This window comes from Nocardia sp. NPDC058518 (genome assembly GCF_042719655.1).
Lineage (GTDB): Bacteria > Actinomycetota > Actinomycetes > Mycobacteriales > Mycobacteriaceae > Nocardia.
The window spans coordinates 133,973-159,606 of sequence record NZ_JBHXNJ010000015.1 but is presented as its reverse complement, the minus strand read 5'-3'; the positions used below and the strand labels follow the sequence as shown (position 1 = coordinate 159,606).

23 protein-coding genes are annotated in these 25,634 nt (G+C 68.4%); 10 read left to right on the top strand and 13 right to left on the bottom strand.

The features are described from left to right. Positions 1-62 precede the first annotated feature (62 nt). The 3 genes from ACFWPX_RS24395 (at position 63) to ACFWPX_RS24385 (ending at position 4,113) form a co-directional block, all read left to right on the top strand. Positions 63-1,556: an NAD-dependent succinate-semialdehyde dehydrogenase gene (locus tag ACFWPX_RS24395; protein WP_378929272.1), complete on the top strand. Its 1,494-nt coding sequence runs from the start codon at positions 63-65 to the stop codon at positions 1,554-1,556. A 9-nt stretch (positions 1,557-1,565) separates the two neighbouring features. Next, positions 1,566-2,639 carry a tartrate dehydrogenase gene (locus ACFWPX_RS24390; RefSeq protein ID WP_378929269.1) on the top strand — a complete coding sequence of 358 codons (1,074 nt, stop codon included), beginning with the start codon at positions 1,566-1,568 and terminating at the stop codon, positions 2,637-2,639. A 265-nt stretch (positions 2,640-2,904) separates the two neighbouring features. Further along, the gene (locus tag ACFWPX_RS24385) at positions 2,905-4,113 is read left to right on the top strand and encodes a molybdopterin-binding protein (protein WP_378912897.1); all 1,209 of its coding nucleotides are present in this window, start codon (positions 2,905-2,907) and stop codon (positions 4,111-4,113) included. Positions 4,114-4,432: 319 nt separating this feature from the next. Here ACFWPX_RS24385 and ACFWPX_RS24380 read toward each other — a convergent pair whose 3' ends face one another. The 3 genes from ACFWPX_RS24380 to ACFWPX_RS24370 form a co-directional block, all read right to left on the bottom strand. Further along, positions 4,433-5,602, bottom strand: coding sequence for a hypothetical protein (locus ACFWPX_RS24380; protein WP_378929267.1), 1,170 nt, complete (start codon positions 5,600-5,602; stop codon positions 4,433-4,435). Positions 5,603-5,742: 140 nt separating this feature from the next. Next, positions 5,743-6,987 (bottom strand): SPFH domain-containing protein, encoded by a 1,245-nt coding sequence (locus ACFWPX_RS24375; RefSeq protein WP_378929264.1) that lies wholly within the window; start codon positions 6,985-6,987, stop codon positions 5,743-5,745. A gap of 3 nt (positions 6,988-6,990) precedes the next feature. Beyond that, positions 6,991-7,422, bottom strand: coding sequence for an NfeD family protein (locus ACFWPX_RS24370; RefSeq protein ID WP_378912901.1), 432 nt, complete (start codon positions 7,420-7,422; stop codon positions 6,991-6,993). A 106-nt stretch (positions 7,423-7,528) separates the two neighbouring features. Here ACFWPX_RS24370 and ACFWPX_RS24365 point away from each other — a divergent pair, with 106 nt between their 5' ends. Both ACFWPX_RS24365 and ACFWPX_RS24360 read left to right on the top strand, forming a co-directional pair. Then, positions 7,529-8,353 carry a DUF3097 domain-containing protein gene (locus ACFWPX_RS24365; RefSeq protein ID WP_378929262.1) on the top strand — a complete coding sequence of 275 codons (825 nt, stop codon included), beginning with the start codon at positions 7,529-7,531 and terminating at the stop codon, positions 8,351-8,353. A gap of 112 nt (positions 8,354-8,465) precedes the next feature. After that, a complete protein-coding gene (locus tag ACFWPX_RS24360; RefSeq protein WP_378929260.1) occupies positions 8,466-9,278 on the top strand; it encodes a hypothetical protein in 813 nt (270 codons plus the stop codon). A 64-nt stretch (positions 9,279-9,342) separates the two neighbouring features. On the opposite strand, the gene ACFWPX_RS24355 is transcribed toward ACFWPX_RS24360, so the two are convergent. The 10 genes from ACFWPX_RS24355 to ACFWPX_RS24310 form a co-directional block, all read right to left on the bottom strand. Continuing rightward, a complete protein-coding gene (locus ACFWPX_RS24355; RefSeq protein ID WP_378929257.1) occupies positions 9,343-9,846 on the bottom strand; it encodes a hypothetical protein in 504 nt (167 codons plus the stop codon). Positions 9,847-9,934: 88 nt separating this feature from the next. Continuing rightward, complete coding sequence (locus tag ACFWPX_RS24350; protein WP_378929255.1) at positions 9,935-10,330, bottom strand: hypothetical protein; 396 nt, start codon at positions 10,328-10,330, stop codon at positions 9,935-9,937. Between the two features lie 86 nt (positions 10,331-10,416). Next, the gene (locus tag ACFWPX_RS24345; RefSeq protein ID WP_378929253.1) at positions 10,417-11,466 is read right to left on the bottom strand and encodes a ferrochelatase; all 1,050 of its coding nucleotides are present in this window, start codon (positions 11,464-11,466) and stop codon (positions 10,417-10,419) included. Further along, complete coding sequence (gene inhA, locus ACFWPX_RS24340) at positions 11,466-12,302, bottom strand: NADH-dependent enoyl-ACP reductase InhA (protein WP_266290283.1); 837 nt, start codon at positions 12,300-12,302, stop codon at positions 11,466-11,468. Before inhA ends, ACFWPX_RS24345 begins: the two co-directional genes overlap by 1 nt. 95 nt (positions 12,303-12,397) lie before the next feature. Next, positions 12,398-13,114: a 3-oxoacyl-ACP reductase FabG1 gene (gene fabG1, locus ACFWPX_RS24335; RefSeq protein ID WP_378912907.1), complete on the bottom strand. Its 717-nt coding sequence runs from the start codon at positions 13,112-13,114 to the stop codon at positions 12,398-12,400. Between the two features lie 84 nt (positions 13,115-13,198). Next, a complete protein-coding gene (locus ACFWPX_RS24330; protein WP_378912908.1) occupies positions 13,199-14,203 on the bottom strand; it encodes a VWA domain-containing protein in 1,005 nt (334 codons plus the stop codon). Beyond that, positions 14,200-15,150 carry a DUF58 domain-containing protein gene (locus ACFWPX_RS24325; RefSeq protein ID WP_266290289.1) on the bottom strand — a complete coding sequence of 317 codons (951 nt, stop codon included), beginning with the start codon at positions 15,148-15,150 and terminating at the stop codon, positions 14,200-14,202. Before ACFWPX_RS24325 ends, ACFWPX_RS24330 begins: the two co-directional genes overlap by 4 nt. 29 nt (positions 15,151-15,179) lie before the next feature. Beyond that, entirely contained in the window at positions 15,180-16,340 is a 1,161-nt protein-coding gene (locus tag ACFWPX_RS24320; RefSeq protein WP_378912909.1) for an AAA family ATPase, read from the bottom strand. A gap of 177 nt (positions 16,341-16,517) precedes the next feature. After that, positions 16,518-17,885, bottom strand: coding sequence for an NlpC/P60 family protein (locus tag ACFWPX_RS24315; RefSeq protein WP_378929384.1), 1,368 nt, complete (start codon positions 17,883-17,885; stop codon positions 16,518-16,520). Positions 17,886-18,207: 322 nt separating this feature from the next. Continuing rightward, positions 18,208-18,759, bottom strand: a complete 552-nt coding sequence (locus tag ACFWPX_RS24310; protein WP_378929251.1) for a DUF6676 family protein — start codon at positions 18,757-18,759, stop codon at positions 18,208-18,210. A 283-nt stretch (positions 18,760-19,042) separates the two neighbouring features. Here ACFWPX_RS24310 and acnA point away from each other — a divergent pair, with 283 nt between their 5' ends. The 5 genes from acnA to ACFWPX_RS24285 all read left to right on the top strand — a co-directional run bounded on the left by acnA (position 19,043) and on the right by ACFWPX_RS24285 (position 25,614). Then, entirely contained in the window at positions 19,043-21,856 is a 2,814-nt protein-coding gene (acnA, locus tag ACFWPX_RS24305; protein ID WP_378929249.1) for an aconitate hydratase AcnA, read from the top strand. Positions 21,857-21,987: 131 nt separating this feature from the next. After that, complete coding sequence (locus ACFWPX_RS24300; RefSeq protein WP_358072240.1) at positions 21,988-22,557, top strand: helix-turn-helix domain-containing protein; 570 nt, start codon at positions 21,988-21,990, stop codon at positions 22,555-22,557. A 119-nt stretch (positions 22,558-22,676) separates the two neighbouring features. Further along, positions 22,677-23,828 carry a hypothetical protein gene (locus ACFWPX_RS24295; RefSeq protein WP_378929247.1) on the top strand — a complete coding sequence of 384 codons (1,152 nt, stop codon included), beginning with the start codon at positions 22,677-22,679 and terminating at the stop codon, positions 23,826-23,828. Beyond that, positions 23,825-25,012 (top strand): sensor histidine kinase, encoded by a 1,188-nt coding sequence (locus tag ACFWPX_RS24290; protein WP_378929245.1) that lies wholly within the window; start codon positions 23,825-23,827, stop codon positions 25,010-25,012. Before ACFWPX_RS24295 ends, ACFWPX_RS24290 begins: the two co-directional genes overlap by 4 nt. Further along, positions 25,009-25,614, top strand: a complete 606-nt coding sequence (locus ACFWPX_RS24285) for a response regulator (protein ID WP_378912919.1) — start codon at positions 25,009-25,011, stop codon at positions 25,612-25,614. Before ACFWPX_RS24290 ends, ACFWPX_RS24285 begins: the two co-directional genes overlap by 4 nt. The last annotated feature ends 20 nt before the right edge of the window (positions 25,615-25,634 follow it).

Genomic DNA, 25,634 nt, shown 5'->3' with positions numbered 1-25,634 from the left:
ATAACATGGCGGCAGGGGTCACAGCAATGGTTGATCCACCGCGTCGGGAGTGAGGACACCGTATGGACGAGTCCGGGGGCAGCGCGCAGCTGCTCGAAAACCTGAGCGCAGCCGAACGCGCCGCGATCGACAGCGTCCCGAAAGGGTTGTTCATCGGCGGCCGTTGGCACGACTCCCCTGCTACCCTGCCCGTCCTCGACCCCGCGACCGGCGCGGAGCTGTGCGCGGTCGCCGATGCGACCGCGGCCGACGGACTCGACGCACTCACCGCCGCGGCCGGGGCACAGGCGGACTGGGCGAACACCCCGGCACGCACCCGCAGCGACATCCTGATGCGCGCGCACCACGCACTGCTCGCCGACACCGAACGCCTCGCCCTGATCATGACTCTGGAGATGGGCAAACCACTGACGGAGGCGCGCGGCGAAATCGCCTACGCCGCGGAGTTCTTCCGCTGGTTCGCCGAGGAGGCCGTTCGCCTCGACGGCGGGTACATGCCCGCGCCGACGGGCGGTTCCCGGTTTCTGGTGACGAAACAGCCGGTGGGGCCGAGCCTGCTCATCACGCCGTGGAACTTCCCGATGGCGATGGGTGCCCGCAAGATCGCGCCGGCCCTGGCCGCAGGCTGCACCTGCGTCGTGAAACCCGCCGAGCAGACGCCTCTTTCGATGCTGGCGCTCGCGGCGATCCTGGCCGATGCGGGGGTGCCGGCCGGGGTGGTCAATGTCGTCACCACCGCCGACCCCGGCGCGCTGATGGGACCACTCATCGCCGATCCACGCTCGCGCAAACTCTCCTTCACCGGGTCGACCGCCATCGGGAAGCTCCTGCTGGAACAGTGCGCCCGCACGGTCATGCGCACCTCCATGGAACTGGGCGGCAACGCACCGCTGCTGGTGTTCGACGATGCCGATCTCGACGAAGCGGTCGAGGGTGCACTGGCCGCCAAAATGCGCAATATCGGCCAGGCTTGTACGGCCGCGAACCGAATTCTCGTGCAGCGCGGCATCGCGGAGGAGTTCGCCGCACGACTGGCCGCGCGGATGGCGGCTCTGCCGATGGGCCGTGGCACCGAGCCCGGCGTCGTTGTCGGGCCGCTCATCGACGCCGACGCCGTCGCCAAGGTCGAGTACCTGGTGGCGGACGCACGCCGACGCGGTGCCGAGGTGCTGCTCGGTGGCACGGCGATCGACGGTCCCGGCACGTTCTACCCGGCGACCGTGCTCACCGGCGTCCCGGACGACGCCGAGTTGTGCCGGACCGAGATCTTCGGGCCCGTCGCCGCGATCGGCACCTTCGACACCGAGGACGAAGCGATCACGCGCGCCAACGACACCCCCTACGGGCTGGTCGCGTACGTGTTCACCGAGAACCTGCGACGGGGGCTGCGCGTCTGCGAAGCTCTCGAAACGGGGATGGTCGGCCTGAACCAGGGCGTGGTCTCCAATCCGGCCGCACCGTTCGGCGGGGTGAAGGAATCGGGGCTCGGGCGCGAGGGCGGGTTCACCGGGATCGACGAATTCCTCGAGACCAAATACATCGGCGTCAAGGTTTAGGGAGACAGCGTGCGCACATACCGGATCGCGACCATTCCAGGCGACGGAATCGGCGTCGACGTGACCATCGAGGCGGTGAAGGTGCTCGACCGGGTCCTGCCGGGAATCAGCTGGACCGAGTTCGACTGGTCGTGTGAGAACTACCTGCGGACCGGTGCGATGATGCCGGCCGACGGGCCGGCGCAGCTCGCGGAATTCGACGCGATCCTGCTGGGCGCCGTCGGATTCCCCGGGGTGCCCGACCATATTTCGCTGTGGGGCTTGCTGATTCCGCTGCGGCGCGCCTTCGCCCAGTACGTCAACCTGCGGCCGGTGCGGCTACTGCCCGGCACGGAATCGGCACTGCGCGACCGCACCGCCGACGACCTCGACATCCTGATCGTCCGCGAGAACTCCGAGGGCGAGTATTCCGAGATCGGCGGCATCCACAACCCGGGCAGGCCGGACGAATTCGTCCTGCAGGAATCGGTGTTCACCCGCACCGGCTGCGAACGGATCATCCGCTACGCCTTCGACCGCGCCGCCGAACGCTCGGGAAAGCTCTGCTCGGCGACCAAATCGAACGGCCTGATCCACTCGATGCCCTACTGGGACAGTGTTTTCGAGCGCGTCTCGGCCGAATATCCGTCGGTGCAGACGCGGCAGATGCACGTCGACGCGCTGGCCGCGGAAATCGTGCTGCACCCCGACCGCCTCGACGTGATCGTCGGCTCGAACCTGTTCGGTGACATCCTCTCCGACCTCGCCGCCGCCGTCACCGGCGGACTAGGGCTAGCCCCCTCGGGCAACATCAACCCGGCGGCGGACGCACCGTCGATGTTCGAGGCCGTGCACGGCAGCGCACCCGACATCGCGGGCATGGGCATCGCCGACCCGGTGGCCCAGATCCTCGCCGGCGCCATGCTGCTGTCCCACCTCGGCGAGCACGCCGCTGCGGCCGCCGTCGACCGGGCGGTCTGCGATGTGCTCGCCGCGGGGACGGTCCGCACACCGGACCTCGGCGGCACCGCCACCACCGCCGACCTGGGCACCGCAATCGCCGACCGCGCCGCCGAACTCGCGAACGCCCTCACCGAAGCGTGACCCGGATACCACCGGTGCCGAGGAAACGGCGGCGGTCCGACGCCCGAACACGCGGGTCGATGCGGCGCACCAGCGTCTGAGCGGCCGGAGCCCGTCCCGCACGCGAGCGGCGGGCACGTACGTGACGCCGAACTACGCACCGTGCGGCGTGCGCTTGCGTGAGCACAACGTCATCGCGAGGCAACTGCCCAGAAAATCGCAGGCAATCGGTGGTGCGCACCATGAGTCGCAGTGTCGGTGACGGTTCCTCGGAAGGCGAGACGTGGTGACGAGCGCACGGGTGGGCGTAGTTCCGGCAGTGCAGTGTGGGCTGGGTCGGGTGCGCGCGCAGATAGCCGCCGATCTCGAACCGATCGCGGTGCGGGAGCGACCCGTGGCCGAGGCGGTCGGGGCGACCCTCGCCCTGGCCCTCGCCGCGGGCACTCCCCTGCCGCGGGTGGACAGCGCCGCCATGGACGGCTACGCGGTCGCGGGTCCTGGACCGTGGTGGCGGCTGCACCAGCAGGTCAGCTACGCCGGACGTGGCTGCTCGGTGGTCCTGGCCCCCGGCGAGGCGGTGCGGATCGCGACCGGCGCCGCGACCCCGCTGGGCACCACGGCGACCCTGCGCGACGAACACATCGTGACCACGACCGTGTCCGGCAAGCCGGTCGTGATGCGAGCGCCCGGCGCACCGGTGCGCGACGACACCCGTCGCCAAGGCGAACACTGGAGCAGTGGAACAGAATTGGCTCGCGCCGGTGCCCGTGTCTCGGCGGCACTGGCTTCCGCGGCGCTCAGCGCCGAGGCCGAAACCGTCACCGTGCGTGGACCTCTGCGGGCCGATGTGGTGATGACCGGCGACGAGATCCGCGCCGTCGGCCCGCTCGGCCCCGGCGAAACTCGCGACTCCCTCGGCCCCGTGCTGCCGGAGTTCCTGCGCTGCTGCGATATCGAGAGCACCGGCCTGTGGCACCTCGCCGACAGTCGTGACCTGCTGCGCTCCTGGCTCACTCTGAAATCCCACGCCGACCTGGTCGTGATGGTCGGCGCCACCGGCCGCGGCGCTGCCGACCACCTGCGCACCCTGCTCGCCGACCTCGGCGCCCGCATCATCGTCGAACGGGTGGCGATCCGCCCCGGCGGCTCCACCCTCGTCGCCCAGCTCCCCGACGGCCGCGTGCTCCTCGGCCTACCCGGCAACCCCTTCGCCGCCGTCGCGGCCCTGTTGGCCATCGGTCCGGCCATCGTCGACGCGCTCACCCTGCGCTCCCCCGGACCCACGATGTGGGGCCGCCTGTCCGACGCGGGCGTCATGGAAGGCGAAGCCACCCGCATCGTCGGCGTCCAGCAACACCCCGGCGGCGTCTGGCGCAGCACCGGCCCCGCCCACACCCCCCACCTGGCCGGCCTCATCGCCTGCCAAGCCCTTGCCATCCTCCCGCCCGGCACCGGCCGAGGCTCCCTCGTCGAACTCCTCCCGCTCCCCCACTGAACTACAACCACCGCTTTTCACGAAGCCCTGGTTGTCCGATGAGCCGCCGGGGCACGCGAACCGTCTCGCCGCGACATGCGCGCAGTCGCCCACAGCACGAGGTGGTACGCCAGCACAGCCGGCACCATGACCAGCAACACAATGCGCAGTGACACCGTCACTGCCGCGACAATCGAGAAGCCGAGACCGACGCCGTCGGGCGAACCGAACCCCTGTCGGGCCGATAGGATCGCCAGAACCCATCGCAGGGAGAAATAGACCGCGATAAGGATTGTCGGCACACGGACAAGGCGCCAGACAGCGAACAGCCGGGCTGTGCTCATCGGGCCAGTTCCGGGCCGGAGGTGAGGAAGGCGAGCAGCAGGGCGTTGCCGATCACGCCACCGGTGGCGAAACGCAAGCGAGTCCCGCTGCGTAGCGACAGACCGAAGAGCTCCGTGGTGCGGAACAGGCGTGTGAACCTGTCGCGGTGACCGAAGGCGCGGGCCGGGGCGAGCGCGAAACCGGTGGCCGACACCGATATTCCGAGGATCAGGGGGCCATTGTCCATGTCGCCGATGCCGTCGTAGCCGTCGCCGTACTCCTCGATCGCACCGAAGCCGAGAACACCGCGCTCTTGGCGGAACAGCGCCGCCGCCAATTCCTCGGCGAGCGCCCGGTCGGCGAAACCGGCGAAGTAGGCAGCCAATCCGGTTCCCGATGCGCGCGGAGCGTCCTGGGCCTGCCCGTCGACACCCATCCGTTGGATCACCAGCCCGGTGCCAGGATCGATCTGCACCGCGCGTACCCGCTGTGCCCAGTGCGCGATCACCGCCGTGTGGTCGGCGCCGGTGGCCCGACCGTGGACCGCTATCGCCGCCGCGACCGCCGCCACATCGGTCGGGTAGGCCCGGCCGGGAAAGGTGTCGAGCAGCCCGGTCGGCGAGGCGAGTAGCCGCCGCTCGAAGGCGGCGATCAGCGCATCGTGCTGGACCGCGAGGTCGGCGGGGAACGCGGGATCGACCAAGCGCGCCATGCCGAGCGCGAGCGCGGGGTAGGAGAGGTAGGCGTGTCCGTCCGCACTGTCGAGATCGGCCAATCCGTCCCTGTCCTGCCAAGCAGAGGTGAATTCGGCGCGCAACTGGGGCAGCAGACTCTTGGTCGCCGCACGGGTGACGACCGGCGCGTACCGTTCGCGCCACTCGGGATGCTCCAGCACCACCTGCGCCAATCCCAGCGCGGTCATCTGGTGCGCGAGCAGCCCCCACATCCCGACCAACCGATCCCGCCCGCCGGTGGCACGCCACCGATCGTCGTCGGCTTCGAAAGCCACCACTTCCTCGGCGAGACCGCGTGCCCGTCCCGGATCACCTCGATACCACTCGTCGGCATCGCGACCACACCACCACCGTGGCAGCGAGCCCGCGACCGCAACCGCCACCACGATCGCGATCACTATCGCGAACGGACGGCGAAACCCACGCAATCGCCGCACTGTCGAGCTCCTCATCGAACGAAGATACCTGCGGGGCACGCAACGCGACCGCGCCGAATCTCTTGGCGGACCGATATTTTCGAGGTTCGGAGGAGAACAGAACGGCCCCGACGCAGCCTTCGCGTCGGGGCCGTTCACTGGTCGGATCGGCGAGATCAGCCGTGATGGGGCGGCTGCCAGGGGCGACCGTACGGGTCGTCGGGGCGAGGCGCCTGCTGTTCCTGCGGGGCGATCGGGGGTGGGGTCGGCAGCTCCGGGTCGGCGGCCTTGGCCACCGAGGTCTTCGGGCGCGCCACCGGTGTATCGAAACCTTCGACCGGGGTGCGCGCGGTGGCTTCCGCCGCGCGGACGGCCTCGGCGATCTTCGGGTCGGAGGCGGTTTCGAACCAGTCGGCGACGTCGGCGTCGTCTTCGATCTTCACCGGAGCTTCGTCGGTGGACGGCTCGTAGCGGAAGACGCCGTCCTCGCCCTTGGTGGCGAAGTTCTGGGCGAAGCCTTCCAGGGCCTTACCGAAATCGCTGGGGACCAGCCACACCTTGTTCGCGTCGCCCTTGGCCACCATCGGCAGGGTCTGCATGTACTGGTAGGCAAGCAGTTCCGGAGTCGGCTTGCCGTTCTTGATGGCGGCGAACACCTTCTCGATGGCCTTCGCCTGACCTTGGGCCTGCAGGTAGGAGGCGGCGCGTTCACCCTGTGCGCGCAGGATGCGGCTCTGGCGTTCGCCCTCGGCCGACAGGATCGAGGACTGCTTGCCGCCCTCGGCGGTCAGGATCGCCGCCTGCTTGGCGCCCTCGGCGGTCTTGATCTGCGCTTCGCGGTTGCCTTCGGCGGTGAGGATGGTCGCGCGCTTCTCGCGATCGGCCTTCATCTGCTTCTCCATCGATTCCTGGATCGACGGCGGCGGATCGATGGACTTGAGCTCCACCCGGGCCACGCGAAGGCCCCAGCGGCCGGTGGCCTCGTCGAGCACACCGCGCAGCTGGTTGTTGATTTGATCGCGCGAGGTCAGCGTCTCTTCCAGGGTCATGCCACCGACCACGTTGCGCAAGGTGGTGACGGTGAGCTGCTCGACCGCGGCGATGTAGTTGCTGATCTCGTAGACGGCGGCCTGCGGGCTGGTGACCTGGAAATACACCACCGAGTCGATCTGCAGGGTGAGGTTGTCCTGCGTGATCACCGGCTGCGGCGGGAACGACACGACCCGCTCACGCAGATCCACTTTCGCGCGGACGCGATCGGCGAACGGGACGAGGAACGTCAGCTGACCGGACACGGTGCGCGAGTAACGCCCGAGCCGTTCGATCACCGCCGCCTCGGCCTGCGGGACGAGCGCGATCGATTTGAAAACCACCACCACGACCAACAGGACGAGGACTGCGGCCACGATCAAGGCAACCATGTTCTAGGGACCCTTCCAGACGACAGCGGTCGCGCCATCGATCTTCATCACATAGACAGTCACACCGGCTTCGTACACTTCGCTCGGGTCGAGCGGACGCGCCGTCCAGACTTCGCCACCGAGCTTGACCTGACCCGAATACTCGGCCACCTGCTCGAGCACCAGCGCCGACTTGCCCGGCAGCGCATCGGCATTCGTCGGCGTGGGCGGCGGGGTACCGAACTTGCGCCGCAGCAGCGGGCGCACCCCGAGGAACAGCACAGCGGCCATCGCGGCGAACACCAACGCGTCGCCCCACACCGGTAGGCCGGTAGCGGCGCTGACGCCCGCGGTGCCGAGTGCGGCTACGCCCAGCGTGAGCAGCATGAGATCCCCGGTGAGCATTTCCGCCGCCGCGAGAACGATGCCCGCGATCAGCCAGACTATTGCGGCCACACTGCCAGCGTAGCCCTGATGACCCGTTTGCGGGCGGCCTCGCGTGATCAGTGGGTCCGGTGCGGCGCTGCGGCGAAGTGGGTTCCGTGCGCGGTAGTTTCGGGGCGTGAGTGCACGAGACAGCTACGGCGATATCTATTCCGGACACGATCGGACCAAGAAGAAGCCGGTGCCGACGGTGAGTGCCGAGCGCGACCTGGTGGTGGAGGACGCGGCGAGCGGATTCTGCGGTGCCGTAGTCGGTTTCGACCGCAGCTACGACGGCGAGTTCGTGAAACTCGAGGACGCGCGCGGTGTGGTGCGGTTGTTCGCGATGCGGGAAGCGGCCTTCCTGATCGACGGGAAACCGGTGACGCTGACCCGCACCACCGCCGCCGCGCCGAAACAGCAGACCCGGTCGGCGTCGGGCTCCACCCGCGTCGAGGGCTTGCGCGCAAGAGTCGCGCGGACCAGCCGGATCTGGGTGGAAGGCGTGCACGACGCGGCGCTGGTCGAACGGGTATGGGGCCACGACCTGCGGGTGGAGGGCGTGGTCGTCGAGCATCTGGAGGGCCTCGACAATCTCGGTGCCCGGCTCACCGAGTTCGAACCCGGTCCGGGCGCGCGGGTGGGGGTGCTCGTCGACCACCTGGTGACCGGCTCGAAGGAGACGCACCTGACCACCGGCCTCGGACCGCATGTGCTGGTGACCGGCCATCCGTACATCGACGTGTGGCAGGCGGTGCGCCCGGCCGCGCTCGGCATCGACGCCTGGCCGACGGTGCCGCGCGGCGAGGACTGGAAGACCGGAATCTGCGCACGCCTCGGCTGGGGAACCCCACAGCAGGGCTGGCGCCGTGTCTACGATGCGGTCGGCTCGTTCCGGGATCTGGAATCCCCGCTCATCGGCGCCGTCGAACGGCTCATCGACTTCGTCACCGAGCCGCAGTGACCGCACAGCAGGTCAGGTGGGTCCTCGCACCGAAAACAACGGTCCGCGTAGACACCATCGGCGGCCGCAGTGCGCGCACGCGATCGTCGGCGAACCTTTATGCTCGATGATTATGTGCTCTCCCAGTGCCACGCTGACGCTGTGGGCCGGCTCCTGGCTGGCCGGTACCAGCGCGCCCGACGACGTGCTGGAGGCACTGCACGCCTGGGCGCCGCGCCACACCATCGCGGCGGGCGACCCGGTCACCGGCGGGCGCACGGATCTGCCGTGGACCTCACGCGGCGAGGCGGGCTCCGGTGCCATGCCACTGCTCAAGGTGATCCGCGAGGCGATGGCCCCGGCCGGAGCGCAGTTGCGCCTGGTCCTGCCCGCGCCGGGTGACGTGCGTGGGCTGCCGGTCGGCACCGCCTTCGCGGCCGACGCGATCGACGCCGAGGAAGGCCTGCTGCTCGGTGTTCCCGGTGAGCCGGGCACCGGCCTGATCCCACAGTGGGACGACGACGAGACCCTGCAGTGGACCGTCTACGGCGTCGACCTCCCCCGCATCGCGGGTCACGATATGTCGCTCGGTGAGGCCGAGTACACGATGCGCGAATCGGTCCGCGACGCCGCCGACGCCCTCATGCAGCTGCACACCACCTCGGTCGGCAACGGTGACGACGATCCGCGCGAGCAGATCGAGGCGCAGCTCGCGGCCTACTCGCGCCACGCCTACCCCGACTCGATCCCGTTGCGCGCCAAGCGAATTCTCGATACCGCCGATCACGTGGCCGCGATCCTCACCGTCGCCCAGCACGAACCGGCGTCGTCACCCACCTCGGCCACCGCGATCGGCGCGCACGAATCCCTGCTGCGCCCGCTGTGGAACACGATCCGCGAGGCCCGCCTCGTCGCGGTCCACGCCGCCGCCCGCCGCGACGGCTAGACCTGCCGACTTCGAGGCGCCGCGCAGCGCCGCGGCGCACGCCGGATCCGACGGTGCCGATTCGTCAGCGACGATAGGGCTGCTGGTACTGCGGCTGCTGCGGGTACGGGTACGGCGCCTGCTGCGGGTACGGCATCGGCTGCTGCTGCGGATAGGGCTGGGGGTACTGACCCTGTGGATACTGCGGCGCGTACTGGGCCTGCGGATAACCGGGGCCGGACGGATGCTGCTGCGGGTACGGCTGCTGATACTGAGCCGGATACGGCTGGGGCGCCATCTGCTGGGGCGCCATCTGCTGCGGCGGCATCTGGTATGGCGGCATCTGATGTGGCGCAGCCTGATTCGAGGAACCGCCGAACTTGCGGATCAGCACGATCACCACGATGAGCACGATCACGGCGATGATCAGATACCAGACCCAGTCCGGGAAACCGCCACCGACGCTCACGCTGCTGCCGCCCCCACGACGGGCCAGCACCGCCTCCTCGTCGCCCGCGAGTCCGCGATCGCCGGTGAGCAGACCACCTCCCCGGGATAGTGCGGTCGCTGTCATATCGGCATAGTTCATCGGGCCCTCCCCGTAGCGTCACCGGACCTTCGGGCGAAGGTCCGCGGCGATGCTAACGCAGAGCCGACCCGAAGTGGGAAGTGCCAGTTCAGAATCCGCCGAGGGCGGCCTTCAGGTCGGGGACATCCAGCGACTCGAGCGTGGCGTCGCGGACCCGCGGGCAGGTGCGGATGGTGACAGTGTCGACGACGCGGCGATTGTAGGAAATGGCGGCATTGGCGACGGTGTCGTTCACTGTCCACAACCTCATCGCGCCGGTGAACGCCACCCGCGCCACCCTCGGGCCCAGCGCCTTCCACGTGCCCTTCTGTCCGTCGAGGATGCCGCACAGTTCCTGTACCGAGGCTTGCGAAATCGTGGGCTCGGTGGGCTGCGGGGGCTGGGTCTGGTAGCCGGAGTCCTTGCCGCACCCGGTCAGGCCGAGCGCGGCGGCGGTCAGTACCAGGGCGAACCCGGCGGCGCGGCGCGGCGGTGTCGAGATCATCGGAAATCCTCCGATCAGTCGAGCGCAACTGTGGAAAGGCTACTCCTCGAACCGGGGCTTACCGATGAATGGTTATCCGGTTGTGTTCAGCGCCGGACCGGGCGCGCGGGCAGTTCGCAGCAACCCGGAGCGCACAGGGCACCGTCGACGGTGCAGCCGTAACCGGGGACTTCGCCGAGTTCACGCACCGGACCGCCACGTACCTGTTCGGCGATCAGTTCGACGACCATCCGGGAGAACCGTGGGTCGGTGCCGGGGGTCCCCGCGCGGGCGAACGCCATGCCGAGTTCGGCGGCGCGGGTCGATGCTTCGTTGTCGAGGTCCCAGATCACCTCGAGGTGATCGGAGACGAAACCGACCGGGCACACCACCACGGCGTCGATTCCCTTGCCGTGCAGCACATCCAGGTGGTCGACGATGTCGGGTTCGAGCCACGGCACCTGCGGTGGGCCCGAGCGCGACTGCCACACCACGTCATGATCGGCGAACCCGGTTGCCGCGGCACACAATCGGGCGGCTTCGGCGACCTGGCGACTGTAGAGGCGCCCGCCGTCGGCAGGCGGGCCCGCGGTCACGTCGGCGGAGACAGGGATGGAATGCGCGGTGAACACCAGACGCACACCGGCGCGGCGATCGGCCGGAATCTGTTGCACCGCAGCGGTGATCGCGTCGGCGAAGGACTCGATCAGCAGCGGATGATCGAAGTACTGGCGCAATTTCACCAGTTCGGGGGCGCCGTCACCGACCGCGGCGCGGGCACGGGTGATGTCCTCGTCGTACTGACGGCAACCGGAATACCCGCCCCACGCGGAGGTGGGGAAGACCAGTGCCGAGCGCACGCCGTCGGCGGTCATCCGCGCGACCGTGTCCTCCACCATCGGGTGCCAGTTGCGATTGCCGAAGTAGACCGGCAGGTTCAGCCCGGCATCGGCCAGGTCGGCCTCGACCGCGGCGATGATCTGCTGATTCAACGCGTTGATCGGCGAGATCCCGCCGAAATGCAGGTAGTGCTGCGCGACCTCGGCGAGCCGTTCGGGGGGTACCCCGCGGCCCCGAGTGACGTTCTCCAGGAAGGGGATCACGTCCTCGGGACCTTCGGGGCCACCGAAGGACAGCAGCAGCAGGGCGTCCGGCATCAGCTCAGGGACATGTTCTCCGGGAACCACATGTTGTGGCTGGCGCCGCCGTCGACGTAGATGATCGAGCCGGTGGTGGCGGGCAGCCAATCCGAGAGCAGTGCCACGATCGACTTGCCGACCGCGCGCGGATCGTTGCCGTCCCAGCCGATCGGCGACGCACCGTCCCAGTACTGGTCGAGCTGCACGAGCTGCTTGGCATCGTCGGTGGCGGTGCCTGCGATGGCCTTGGCGGCCAGGGTCTTGATCGGGCCCGCGGCGATCAGGTTGGAGCGCACCTTCTTGGCCGCACCCACCTCACGCGCCACGTAGCGGTTCACCGACTCCAGCGCGGCCTTGGACACGCCCATCCAGTTGTAGTACGGCATGGCCACGCGCGGATCGAAGTCCATGCCGACCAGCGAACCGCCCTCGTTCATGACGGGGAGCACGGCGCGAGCGAGCGAGGCGTAGCTCCACGCGGAGATCTCGAACGACTTGGCGACATCGGGGCCGGGGCCCTCGAGGAACGGCAGCGCGCCGGGTCCCATGATCGAACGCGGCGCGAACGCGATGGAGTGCAGCGCGCCGTCGATGCCCTCGGGCGCGAGCTCACGCAGCTTCTCGGTGAGCGCGGCCAGGTCCTCTTCGTTGGTCACGTCGAGGCCGATGGCAGGCGGCACTTCCTGCGGCAGCCGCTTGGCGATGCGGTCGATGAGCCGCAGGCGGTCGGGGATACCGGTGATGATCACCCTCGCGCCCTGCTCCTGCGCGATCGCGGCCGCGTGGAACGCGATCGACGAGTCGGTGATGATGCCGGTGACCAGGATGGTCTTGCCTTCGAGCAGTCCGCCCATGAGTTTTCGGTTCTCCTGAAATCAGTTGAGTTGTCGGTGGATCAGTGACCCATGCAATGGCGGCCGTCGACGTGGACAGCAGTGCCGGTTGCGGATCAGTGACCCATGCCCATGCCGCCGTCGACCGGAATGACGGCGCCGGAGACGTAGCGGGAGTCCTCGGAGGCGAGGAAGCTGACCACAGCGGCGATGTCTTCCGGCTGGCCGAGACGCTGCAGCGGAATGTACTTCTTCGCCATGGTCTTCAGATCTTCAGGCAGATCCGCGGTCATGTCGGTCTCGATGAAGCCCGGGGCGACCACGTTGGAAGTGATCGAACGCGAGCCGAGCTCCCGAGTGAGCGACCGCGCCATACCGATGACGCCGGCCTTGGACGCGGCGTAGTTGAGCTGACCGGCCTGGCCGGCCATGCCGACCACGGAACCGAGGAAGATCATCCGGCCCCAGCGACCCTTCAGCATGGCCCGGTTGGCACGCTTGGCACAGCGGAACGCACCGGTGAGGTTGGCGTCGATGACCCGCTCGAACTGATCCTCGGTCATGCGCATCAGCAGGGTGTCGTCGGTGATGCCCGCATTGGCGACCAGCACCTCGACCGCACCCTGGTGCTCCTCGACCTCGGTGAACGCACGATCGACCGACTCACTGTCGGTGACATCGCATTTCACACCGAACAGACCCTCGGGCACCCCCGATCCACGATGGGTGACGGCGACCTTGTGGCCGTCGGCCAGCAGACGCTGCGCGACGGCGAGACCGATACCGCGGTTACCGCCGGTGACCAGGACCGACCGGGATGTGACGTTCGACATAGGGTCCAACCTATCTGTTCCGATTCGTGCGCCCCGCGTCAGGGTCGCGCCGTTGCGACAGCTCACAAGGCGGGGCGGTGGGAGCTAGGGCAGGCGTTGACGATAGAGCAAACTGACCACGACTCCCGCCGCGATGGCCAGCATGCCGAGCAACAGCCAGGGCCTGCTCGCATCGCCACGCGTGGTCTCGTAGCCGATCTGTTCCTCGAGGGTGTCGTAGACCGCGGTGAGTTCGGCCAGCGACGAGGCGGTGTAGAAATCACCGCCGGACAGCTCGGCGATCTCGCGCAACGAGTCGTTGTCCACGGGCACCTTCACCCGCTGCGAACCCTTGCCGTCGGAGTCCGGGATCTCGACCGTGCCCCATTCGGTGCCGAAGGAGATCGTCGAGACCGGGATGCCCTTGTTCTTGGCCAGGCGTGCGGCGGTGAAACCGTGCCGCGGGTTGTCGACGTCCTTGTCGTCGGGCACGGTCTGCTTGCCGTCCGACATCAGCACCACCCGCGCGGGCGGGGGCGTCTCGGCGCCACCGAGCACGGCGGCCAGGGTGTCGATCGACTGCAGGGCGGTGAGGATGCCCTCGCCGGTGGCGGTGCGCTCGGCCAGCTTGATGTTGTCGATCGAGTGCTTGACCGCTTCGCGGTTGGTCGTCGGCGACACCATCACCGAGGCCGTGCCCGCGAACGTGACGAAACCGAGGTTGATGCCGGGGGTCAGGCCTTCGACGAATTCCTTACCGGCCTTCTGCGCGACCTGCAGCCGGTTCGGCGGCACGTCGGTGGCCTCCATCGACAGCGAAACATCCATCACCAGAACAACGGTCGCGCGGTTACGCGGCACCTTCTGCACGGCGGTCGGACCGGCCGCGGCGATGGTGAGCAGGACAAGTCCGGCCAGGATCAACGCGATCGGCGCGTGGCGCATCGGGCTCGGTCGCGACGGGGCGACGCGCTCCAGGATGGCCATGTTGCCGAACTGCAGCATCCGCTTGTGCCTGGCGCGCTGCACCAGCACATAGCCGAGCACGAGCAGGGCGACGACCGCGAGGAAACCGAGCCAGACGACGGCCGTGAAATGCGAAATACTCACTGGCGAGGCACCCGCCCGCTCGGGGCGCCGAGGCTGTGGCGCCGGGTGGACACGAACCGGACCACGTCGGCGATCCAGTCCCGATCGGTCTGCAGGGTGAGCACCGGCGCACCGCAGCTGCGCAGCGCCTGCGCCACCTGCTCACGCTGGGCTCCGGCCGCGGCCGCGAAATCGGCACGCAGCGTGGGGGTGACGCTGAACTCGCGGGTGCGCCCCGATTCGGGATCGTGCAGCACCACGTCGCCGCCGTCGGGCAGCGCGATGTCGAGCGGGTCGAGCACCTCCACCGCGAGCAGGTCGTGGCGCGCGGAGATCGCGCGCAGGGAACGCTGCCAGTCGACGTCGCCGAGGAAATCGCTGATCACCACGGCCAGACCGCGTTTGCGTTGCGGACGGCGCAGCGATTCGATCCCGGCCTTGAGATCACCGCGCACACCGTCGCGGGCGTGCGGGGTGGTCGCGATACCGCGCAGCAGGGTCTGGGCGTGCATGCGCCCGCTGCGGGCGGGGATGCGCACCAGATCCTGACCGGTCGCCACGACGGCGCCGATCCGGTTGCCGCCGCCCGAGGTGAGGTGGGTGATCGCCGCGGCCGCCGCGATCGCGAGATCGCGCTTGTGCACCCGGCCGGTGCCGAAGTCCAGGCTGGACGACAGGTCGACGACGAGCCAGGTCTCGAGCTCGCGGTCGGCGATCATCTGCCGCACGTGCGGATGGGTGGTGCGGGCGGTGACCGACCAATCCATCTGCCGCACATCGTCACCCGGCTGATACAGCCGCGCCTCCCCCGGTTCCGAACCCGGACCGGGGATCAGGCCCTGGTGGTCACCGTGCAGCACGCCGTCGAGACGGCGCCGCACGGTCAATTCCAGGGTCTTGAGCGCGGCGGCCAGTTTCGGGTCGGTCAGTTCACCGGCACGGAACGACGGCGGAGCGTGAGACGACATGGGCACGCGGACAACGGGTTCCGGCGCACTCACTGGGGCGCGACGGAGCCGGCGGGCTGGGACTGCTGCCCGTTCACCGGCTGCGGCACAGGCTGTTGCTGGGCGGGCGGCTGCGGCACCGGCTGCGGGGCGGCCTGACCGTTGACGGCCTGCGGAGCGACCTGCGGCAGACCGACGGTCTGCAGCACCCGCTTGATGACGTCCTCGGGCGAAACCTCGTCGGCCAGTGCGTCATAGGACAGCACCAGACGGTGCCGGAGCACGTCCGGGATCACCTCGACGACGTCCTGGGGCACCACGTAGTCACGGCCACGGATCAGCGCGACCGAGCGCGCCGCGGCGATGATGCCGAGGCTCGCACGCGGGGAAGCGCCGTAGGAGATCCAGCTCGCCACATCGTCCATGCCGAATTCGCCGGGCGTGCGGGTCGCGGTGATCACGCGGACCACGTAGTCGACGAGCGCGTGGTGCACGAAGACGTTGGCGGCCACCTTCTGCAGGCGGATGATGTCCTCGGGCTCGAGAATCTGATTCGGCTCGGGCGCGCTCACACCCATCCGGTAGATGATCTCGCGCTCTTCCTCGACCGAGGGGTAGTCGACGAGGACCTTGAACAGGAAGCGGTCGCGCTGCGCCTCTGGCAGCGGGTACACGCCTTCGCTCTCGATCGGGTTCTGGGTCGCCATGACCAGGAACGGATCGGGCATCGGGTAGGTCTTGCCGCCGATCGACAGTTTGCGCTCGGCCATCACCTCGAGCAGTGCCGACTGCACCTTGGCCGGTGCGCGGTTGATCTCGTCGGCGAGCACGAAGTTCGCGACGACCGGGCCGAGCTCGGTGTCGAATTCCTCGCGGCCCTGCCGGTAGATGCGGGTACCGATGAGGTCGGTGGGCACCAGGTCCGGGGTGAACTGCACCCGGGAGAACGAGCCGCCGATGACCTTCGCGAAGGTTTCCACCGCAAGAGTCTTCGCGACGCCGGGCACACCTTCGAGCAATACGTGTCCGCGTGCCAGCACGGCGACGAGCAAACGCTCGACGAGCCGATCCTGACCGACGATAACCCGCTTGACCTCGTAGATCGCCTTCTCGAGAGTCTGGACGTCACGCTCCAGGGTGCTCGGCGCAGCCGTACCGGCGTCCTTCGCCAGCTTCGGCCCGCTCACACCTTCCGTCGAAGTCACCAACATCCCCGCTTTCGCTTTGGTCCTGTGCGTGCGGCACCAACTATTCCATTGAATCGCCCGGTGCGCCGCAACCGGCCAGTACTAGACGGGGATTCGTCATGTGCGTGACGGCACTCACCCGCGGCGGCGAGTGTGGCGCCCATCGCACCGATTTCGCCCCCCACCAGCGGCGATACGCTCTCAGCCGGTGACGATGCGGACCGCGTACGGCATGATGCCGTCTTCGCGGACCGGGGAAATCTTCACGACATCCCCGGATTCAGGGGCCTCGATCATCTTGCCGTTGCCCAGATACATCGCCACGTGTTCGCTGCCACCGGGGCCCCAGAAGAGCATGTCGCCGCGTTCGCGATCCTCGACGTTCACCCGGGTGCCCGCGTTGTACTGGTAGCCGCTGTAGTGCGGCAGCGAGACGCCGATACCGGCGAAGGCGTAGAGCATCAGGCCCGAGCAGTCGAAGCCGACCTTCTCGAAGTCGCCGTGGGCGTCGCCGGTGCCGCCGTCGCGGATGCCGAGGGTCGGCCCGTCCTCGTCGCCGCCACCCCAGGCGTAGGTGACGCCGAGTTGCGACATCGCGCGGTCGACCACCGTTTCGACCGCGGCCGAACCGGTGACCTGTGGCTGCGAGGGGCGCGGCTTGGTTCTGCGCGGGGACGCCGGGGTCGACTCGAGGTCGGTGTGCGGGCGCTTGCCCTCGTTGAGCTGGGCGGCGCGGTCGCGGGCGGCTTTGTCGGCAGCGGCGCGCGAGGCGGCGGCGTTGGCCGCGGCCAGCAGGGCCAGCACCTCGGCTTCGCGCTGCTCGTCCCAGCTCAGGAAGATCTCGCGCTGGCTCTGGAGTCCGGCGACGGTCGAGCGGGCGACGTCGAGGGCGGACTGCGCGGCGCTGCGGTCGCGGCGCAGGTTGTCGCGGGCCACGGCCTGGGTGTCGAACTCGGATTTCGCGATGTTCACCGCGGTCTGGGCGGCGTCGCGCTGGCGTTGCGCGCCCGCAGCGGCGGTATCGGCGTCGACCTTGGCTTGGCGGGCGGCGGAATTCTGGTTGGCCTGGGCGACCTGGGCGCGGCGCAGATCGTCGAGGATCTGCCGCTGGTTCCTCGACACCATGCCGAGCACCTGCGCGCGGTCCATCGCGGCATCGGGGGTCGACGAGGCGAGGTAGGTGATGACCGAGCTGTTGACGGGGCGCACGTAGGCCTGAGTGGCGACCTGATCGAAATCCTGGCGTGCCGCAACGACTTTCACGCCCGCGTCGGCCAGTTGGGTCTGGCTGTCGGTGACGGCGGCCGCGGCCGCGTCGGCGGCGTCGCGTGCGGTCTGCAGGTCGACGAGCGCCCGGTTGACCGCTTCGCGTTTGCCCGCGAGCTCGTCGTCGAGTTCGCGCAACTGCTGATCGGCCGCGGCGACGCGATTGATCAGCACGCCGATCTCGCTCACCCGCGCGTCGACCTGTGCGCCCGCGCCCGCGATCTCGCCGTCGGACGGATTGGGTGGCGGGGGTGGTACCGCCGCGACCGGTCCCGCGACGCCGAGTACAACCAGCACCGCCAGCAAACCGATCGCTATCCGTAATAGACCTGGTTCGTCCTGCCTGCCCGTACCGCGCACGGCACCTCCGAGTATCTCGACTCGACATACGCCACCGGCACATCAGCCGAAACACCGACCACAAGAGTCGACCAATGCCCCCTGTACCACTGCATTCACGATCGCGATCACCGCAACCGTACGACACATAGTTCCCAAAGGAAACATCTGCCACAGCGGCACGCGGCAACAATTCATCGATTGCTCAGAATTTGCCTGACGCAGGACAGTTTTCTACCCGAAAGAACAGACCACTGGTCTGGAAATGTGACTGGAGTGAAACCAGTTAGTTGGTGGAACTCGCATCGATGCGCGGCGACGCGGCGGCGGCCGGTTCCTCCGCATCGGGACCGCGGCGGACCTTGACCAGGTACAGCCCGGCGATCACCAGCACCATCAGGGTCATCAACACCGCGGTGATGACGCCCCAGGAGACGCCCTCCGGCTGCTCGAGCCGGTTGACGAAGGCCTGCACGGCCTCTTCGGGGTGGTTGCCCTTGTACTTGGCCGAGTCCTCGGCCCACTCGAGCCGAACCCGGCTGATGCTGTCGCTGTAGGTACCGATCCAGTCGTCGCTGAACACCGCGACGGTGCCGTGCGTGCTGTCACCGACCTCGGTGGCCAGATCACGTAGGCTCGAGTCGTGGCCGGGATTACCGGGAACGATGACGACACTGAGCGGGATCCCCTCGGATCGCGCCTGTGCGACGATCGCCGCCAGTTTCTCCTGATCCTGACCCTTGGGGGCCGCGACGTGATTGTCGGCGAGGTCGGACGCGACGCTGCTCAGCACGGTGTTCGGCGGCAGTTCGGCCGCCATCGGCGCAAAAGTGGTCATGTTCCATCCGGTCTGTCGAGCCACGATCGCCGGTGTCGCGACGGGCGTCCAACACTGCCAAGGTGAGCGTCACTGCGTCTTCCCCGACTTCGCTCGTCAGGCACAGTACGCGACGTAGCGCTCGACCACGCCTACACGGCACCACCGACGGCCCCCGCGTATTTCATAGGACAAGCGTACTGTTAGGCTCGTACGGCGAGGAAACCGGCGTCTCACGGCGCCGGATACCCCCTCCGAAGACGCGAGTCGCCGGCACAGCCCCGCCGGCGGCACACCCTCACACATGAGTGGAGCTGACGTGACGAAGATTGATACCTTCGGCGCCAAAGGCACGCTCGAGGTCGGAAGCAACTCCTACGAGATCTTCCGTCTCTCGGCTGTTCCCGGCACCGAGAAGCTGCCCTACGCCCTGAAGGTGCTGGCAGAGAACCTGCTGCGCACCGAGGACGGCGCGAACATCACCGCCGACCACATCCGCGAGATCGCGAACTGGGACCCCTCGGCACAGCCGAGCGTCGAGATCCAGTTCACCCCCGCGCGCGTGATCATGCAGGACTTCACCGGCGTGCCCTGCATCGTCGACCTCGCCACCATGCGTGAGGCCGTCACCACCCTCGGCGGCGACCCGAGCAAGGTGAACCCGCTCTCCCCCGCCGACATGGTCATCGACCACTCGGTGATCCTGGACGTCTTCGGCCGCGCCGACGCGCTGGAGCGCAACGTCGACCTCGAGTACGAGCGCAACGGCGAGCGTTACCAGTTCCTGCGCTGGGGCCAGGGCGCCTTCGACGACTTCAAGGTCGTCCCCCCTGGCATGGGCATCGTCCACCAGGTCAACATCGAGTACCTGGCCCCCACCGTCATGGTCCGCAACGGCCAGGCCTACCCCGACACCTGTGTCGGCACCGACTCGCACACCACCATGGTCAACGGCCTCGGTGTGCTGGGCTGGGGCGTTGGTGGCATCGAGGCCGAGGCCGCGATGCTCGGCCAGCCGGTCTCCATGCTGATCCCGCGCGTCGTCGGCTTCAAGCTGACCGGTGAGATCGTGCCCGGCGTGACCGCCACCGACGTGGTGCTCACCGTCACCGACATGCTGCGCAAGCACGGCGTCGTCGGCAAGTTCGTCGAGTTCTACGGTGCCGGTGTGTCCGAGGTGCCGCTGGCCAACCGCGCCACCCTGGGCAACATGAGCCCCGAGTTCGGTTCCACCGCGGCGATCTTCCCGATCGACGAGGAGACCATCAACTACCTGCGCCTGACCGGCCGCACCGACGAGCAGCTCGCGCTCGTCGAGGCGTACGCCAAGGAACAGGGCATGTGGCACGACGCCGACAAGGAGCCCGCGTACTCGGAGTACCTGGAGCTGGACCTCGGCACCGTCGTGCCGTCCATCGCCGGTCCGAAGCGCCCGCAGGACCGCATCCTGCTCAGCGAGTCCAAGAACGCGTTCCGCTCCGACATCGTCAACTACGTCGGCGAGGGTGAGCTCACCGCGCTGGACGAGGCGGGCGAGGAGTCCTTCCCCGCGTCGGACTCGGTCGCCGTGTCGGCCAACGCCGCCGACGACACCTACACCCCGGCCCACTCGGCCGCCTCGGGTGCCAACGGTCGTCCGTCCAAGCCGGTCGAGGTCGTCGGCGAAGACGGCAACAAGTTCGTGCTCGATCACGGCGCTGTCGTGGTCGCGGGTATCACCTCCTGCACCAACACCTCCAACCCGTCGGTCATGCTGGGCGCCGCCCTGCTCGCCCGCAACGCGGTGGAGAAGGGTCTCGCGACCAAGCCGTGGGTGAAGACCAACATGGCGCCGGGTTCGCAGGTCGTCACCGACTACTACGAGAAGGCCGGTCTGTGGCCCTACCTGGAGAAGCTTGGCTTCTTCGTCGGTGGCTACGGCTGCACCACCTGCATCGGTAACACCGGTCCGCTGCCCGAGGCGATCTCGGCCGCGATCAACGACAACGACCTCTCGGTCACCGCGGTGCTCTCGGGTAACCGCAACTTCGAGGGTCGCATCTCCCCCGACGTGAAGATGAACTACCTGGCCTCCCCGCCGCTGGTCATCGCCTACGCGCTCGCGGGCACGATGGACTTCGACTTCGAGACCGACGCGCTCGGCCAGGACACCGACGGCAACGATGTCTTCCTGAAGGACATCTGGCCCTCGGCCCAGGAGATCGACGACACCATCAAGGCGTCGATCAGCCAGGACATGTTCCGCAACTCCTACGCCACCGTCTTCGACGGTGACAAGCGCTGGCAGGGTCTGGCCACCCCGGAGGGTGACACCTTCGCGTGGGACGAGAAGTCGACCTACGTGCGCAAGGCGCCGTACTTCGACGGCATGTCGATGGATCCCTCCCCCGTCACCGACATCTCCGGCGCTCGCGTGCTGGCGCTGCTCGGCGACTCGGTGACCACCGACCACATCTCCCCGGCAGGCCCGATCAAGCCCGGCACCCCCGCCGCGCAGTACCTCGACGCCAACGGTGTGGCCCGCAAGGACTACAACTCGCTGGGCTCGCGTCGCGGTAACCACGAGGTCATGATCCGTGGCACCTTCGCCAACATCCGGCTGCGCAACCAGCTGCTCGATGACGTCTCGGGTGGTTACACCCGCGACTTCACCCAGGACGGTGGCCCGCAGGCGTTCATCTACGACGCCTCGCAGAACTACCAGGCCGCGGGCATCCCGCTGGTCGTGCTCGGTGGCAAGGAATACGGTTCGGGCTCCTCGCGTGACTGGGCTGCCAAGGGCACCAGCCTGCTGGGCGTGAAGGCCGTCATCACCGAGTCGTTCGAGCGCATCCACCGCTCCAACCTCATCGGCATGGGCGTTGTGCCGCTGCAGTTCCCGGCCGGGCAGTCCGCCGCGTCGCTGGGCCTGACCGGCACCGAGACCTTCGACATCGCGGGGATCACCGCCCTCAACGAGGGTGTCACCCCCAAGACCGTCAAGGTCACCGCCACCGCGGAAGACGGCAAGGTCACCGAGTTCGACGCGGTCGTCCGCATCGACACCCCCGGTGAGGCCGACTACTACCGCAACGGCGGCATCCTGCAGTACGTGCTGCGCAACATGATCCGCGGCTGATTGTTCGACCCGGTGGCGCAGCATCGTAAGGTGTTGCGCCATAAGGGCATTCATTTGCCCGTGAATAATGCGACAGCCCCCGTCTCGGTTCGCCGGGGCGGGGGTCCGTGTATCCGCTAGCTGGAGGAATCATGCCCAAGGTCAGCGACGACCACCTCGCCGCCCGCCGCAGCCAGATCCTCGACGGTGCACGACGCTGCTTCGCCGAATACGGCTACGACGGCGCCACCGTGCGCCGCCTGGAAGAGGCCATCGGCCTGTCCCGCGGCGCGATCTTCCACCATTTCCGCGACAAGGACGCCCTCTTCTTCGCCCTGGCCAAGGACGACGCCGAACGCATGGCCGAGGTCGCCGCCAACCAGGGCATCGTCCAGGTGATGCGCGATATGCTCGCCCGCCCCGAGGAATTCAACTGGCTCGGCACCCGCCTCGAGATCGCCCGCCGAGTCCGCACCGACCCCGAATTCCGCGCGGGCTGGACCCAGCGCTCGGCCGAACTGACCGCCGCGACGCTCGCCCGCCTGGAGCGGCGCAAGGCCGCGGGCGCCCTGCGCGACGACGTCCCCACCGACGTCCTGCTCGGCTACCTCGACCTGGTTCTCGATGGTCTCATCGCCCGCATCGCCTCGGGCCACACCAACGAAAACCTTTCCGCCGTACTGGATCTCGTCGAGGCCTCGGTGCGGCGCAAGGAATCCTGAGACGCCACACCCGCCTGTTGTGAGCGGCGTCCACCGGTCCCTGCGTGGGTGGTGGATGTGGCCTACATTGGTCTCCGGGGTGGTCCTGATTCACGCAACACTCAGGGGTGGTGGCGGTCGTGCTCGAGCATGCGTCCGGGGCGAAGACACCGTGGCCCGGTGCTGCGCGCGATGTGCCGCGTGACCGGTCGGTGCGGGTGCCACGCGATGCCGTGGATGTCGCTGCGGCGGGAACGGTTGTCGCCGCGGCAGCACTCGGCGCGCTGACGCTGCTCGCGACCATCACCACCACCGATTCCCGGACCACGGTGGCCGTGACCGCGGCGCTGCTGGCGGTGTGCCTGCCGATCTATCTGCGGCACATCGCATGCGCCGTCCGCGACGCGATTCCACCCGCCGGACACCGCACGTCCGTGGTCCTGGCCACGCTGGTCATGGGCGCGTCACCGCTGGTGGGCGCCGGGTGGTTGAACAGCGTGCATCTCGTCGCCGTGGTCATCGCACTGACACTTCGACCAGCGCTCGCGATGCCGATCGCGCTGGCGCTGGTCGCCGCTGTCGCACCGCTCGCCACCCTGCTCGGAGCGTCGGCGCCGGAGACGATCTGGTTGGCGGTGACCACCGGCATGCAGGTGGTCGCGGTCTACACCCTGGTGTGGATGGTCGTCGCGCTGCGTCGATTGCGCGGTGCGGCGGCGGTGCTCGCCGAGCAGGCCGTCGCGAAGGAGCGGCTGCGCATCGACGCAGCGATCACCCGAACTGTCGAGACAGCGCTGGAATCGATCGCCGAATCATGTGATCGGGCAGCGGAATTCACTACCCACGGCGACGCGGCGGCAGCGCGCACGGAACTCGGTACGCTCGTCGCCACCGCACGGAGTGGTCTGTCAGAGGCGCGAGGATTGATCCACAGCTTCCAGGAGCCCGACTTCCGCCGCGAGATCATCTCCGCCGCAGCACTGCTGACGGCGGCAGGTATCGACGCCCGCATCGACCTGCCCGCGGCCGGACCGCCGACGCCCTACCGAGACCCCCTGCGGGCCGAGCTACGCCGCGTGCTCGCCGGGCTGCTCCGCGATGGCCCGACCGGCCCCGTACTGATCGCCGTGCATCAGGTCGACGCCCATTGGCTGCTCAGCTGCACCGTCGGCGTGTCGAGCGACGGCAACTCCGCCGCGTCCATCGACGCCGCCGATTCCACCAGCTTCGCCCGGACCGCCACCGCAAACCGTCGAACCGAAAACTGTTCCCGCATCGCTGGTTCGACATGACTGAGGTCGCGCACCCGCTGGTCGGCCCCTGGCTCGCGACGCCGCGAACCGCACGATCGCTGCTCATCGGTGCGACCTGTGCGACCGGCCTTCTCCCGCCGACGCGGGCGACTTTCGCAGGAACCGAGCAGGTGGGACCCGCAGTCCTGTGGTGGGCGCTCGCGGCCGGGCTCGTTGCCGTCCACCTGTACCACGCGTTCAGCATGGTCGGCCCGTCCCACAGCTTGGGCAGCGACGGCACGGACCATCAGGTGAGTACCGACGACCGCCGTCCGCGCGGGTGGCCTGCGACGTTCGCGCTATCGGCGGCGCTCGTCTATCTCCCGATGATCTGGTCGCCGACGGCGTGGGGCATCAGCCAGGTGTACTTCGTCGCCTCCGCCGCGCTGCTGTTGCGTGGCGTGCCGCGTGGCCTGCTCGTCACAGCACCGATAGTCGTCACTGCTGTCGGCACTGCGGTCACCGGTGTCGACTCCCGACATCTTGTCCCGGCCATCGAAGTCGTGGTTGTGTTCACCGCGCTCGCAGGTTGCCTCGTCGGTGTGACTCACCTGGTCCGCGCGGTGCACCAACTCGACCGCACACGCTCCTTGCTCGCCGAACGAGCAGCCGACCGAGAACGGCTGCGAGTGTCTCGGGACCTGCACGACTTACTCGGACAAAGCCTTTCGGCGGTATCGCTCAAAGGTGACCTGGCCACCGCCTTGCTGCCGAATGATCCGGACGCGGCGCAGTCGGAGATACACGGCATCGGTGAGCTCACCCGCGACACTCTCCAGGCGATGCGGCGGGTCACCCTCGGTGAACACACCATCTCGCTGCACACGGAAGTCGTCGGTGCCCGCGCGCTACTGTCGGCCGCCGGAATCGACACCCACCACCGACTCGACCTGCCTGCGCTGACACCCGAAGTCGACAACACGTTCGCGTGGGCCACTCGCGAAGGCGTCACCAACGTGTTGCGCCACAGCACCGCACGCACCTGCTCGATCGTGGCAGGTCGGCGCGAGGGAATGTATTTCCTCGAAATCGTCAACGACGGCGCGCACCGCACGAAAGGCACCGGACACGGGCTGTCCGGACTCGCGGAGCGCACCTCCGCTCTGTCTGGAACCGTGTCCGCGCGGTGTGGCAGTGACGGCAGTTTCCGTCTGCGTATCGAACTCCCAGGGGGGACACCATGATTCGCGTGCTCGTCGCCGAGGACATGCACATGATCCGGGGTGCGCTGGTCGCCCTACTGACCCGCGAGGAGGACATAGAGGTGGTCGCCGAACTCGACAGTGGCAACCACGTCATCGACGAGATCACCCGCACCCGACCGGATATCGCCGTGCTCGACATCGACATGCCCGGTCTCGACGGCCTCAGCGTCGCCGCGCTCATCAACGAACAACTGCCCGAAACCCAGGTGCTGATCCTGACCGGACTGAGCCAACCGGGCTACCTGCTACGCGCGTTGCAGGCGCACGTGCGCGGATTCGTCGTCAAAGACGCGCCTGCGCAGACGCTTGCCGACAGTATCCGCAAGGTCGTCGCAGGTGAGCGGGTGATCGACACCGACCTGGTCGCCGCGGCATTGGAGACCGGCGCAAGTCCGCTGACCGCCCGCGAAGCCGAGGTCATCCGAGCGGCCGAGACGGGGATCAGCACCGACGAGATCGCGACGACGTTGTTCCTGTCGCCCGCGACCGTGCGCAACTATCTGTCGAACGCGATCACCAAGATCGGTGGGCGCAACCGCATCGATGCGATCCGCATCGCACGCAACGCGGGCTGGCTGTGACATCGCCCGGCCGACGAACC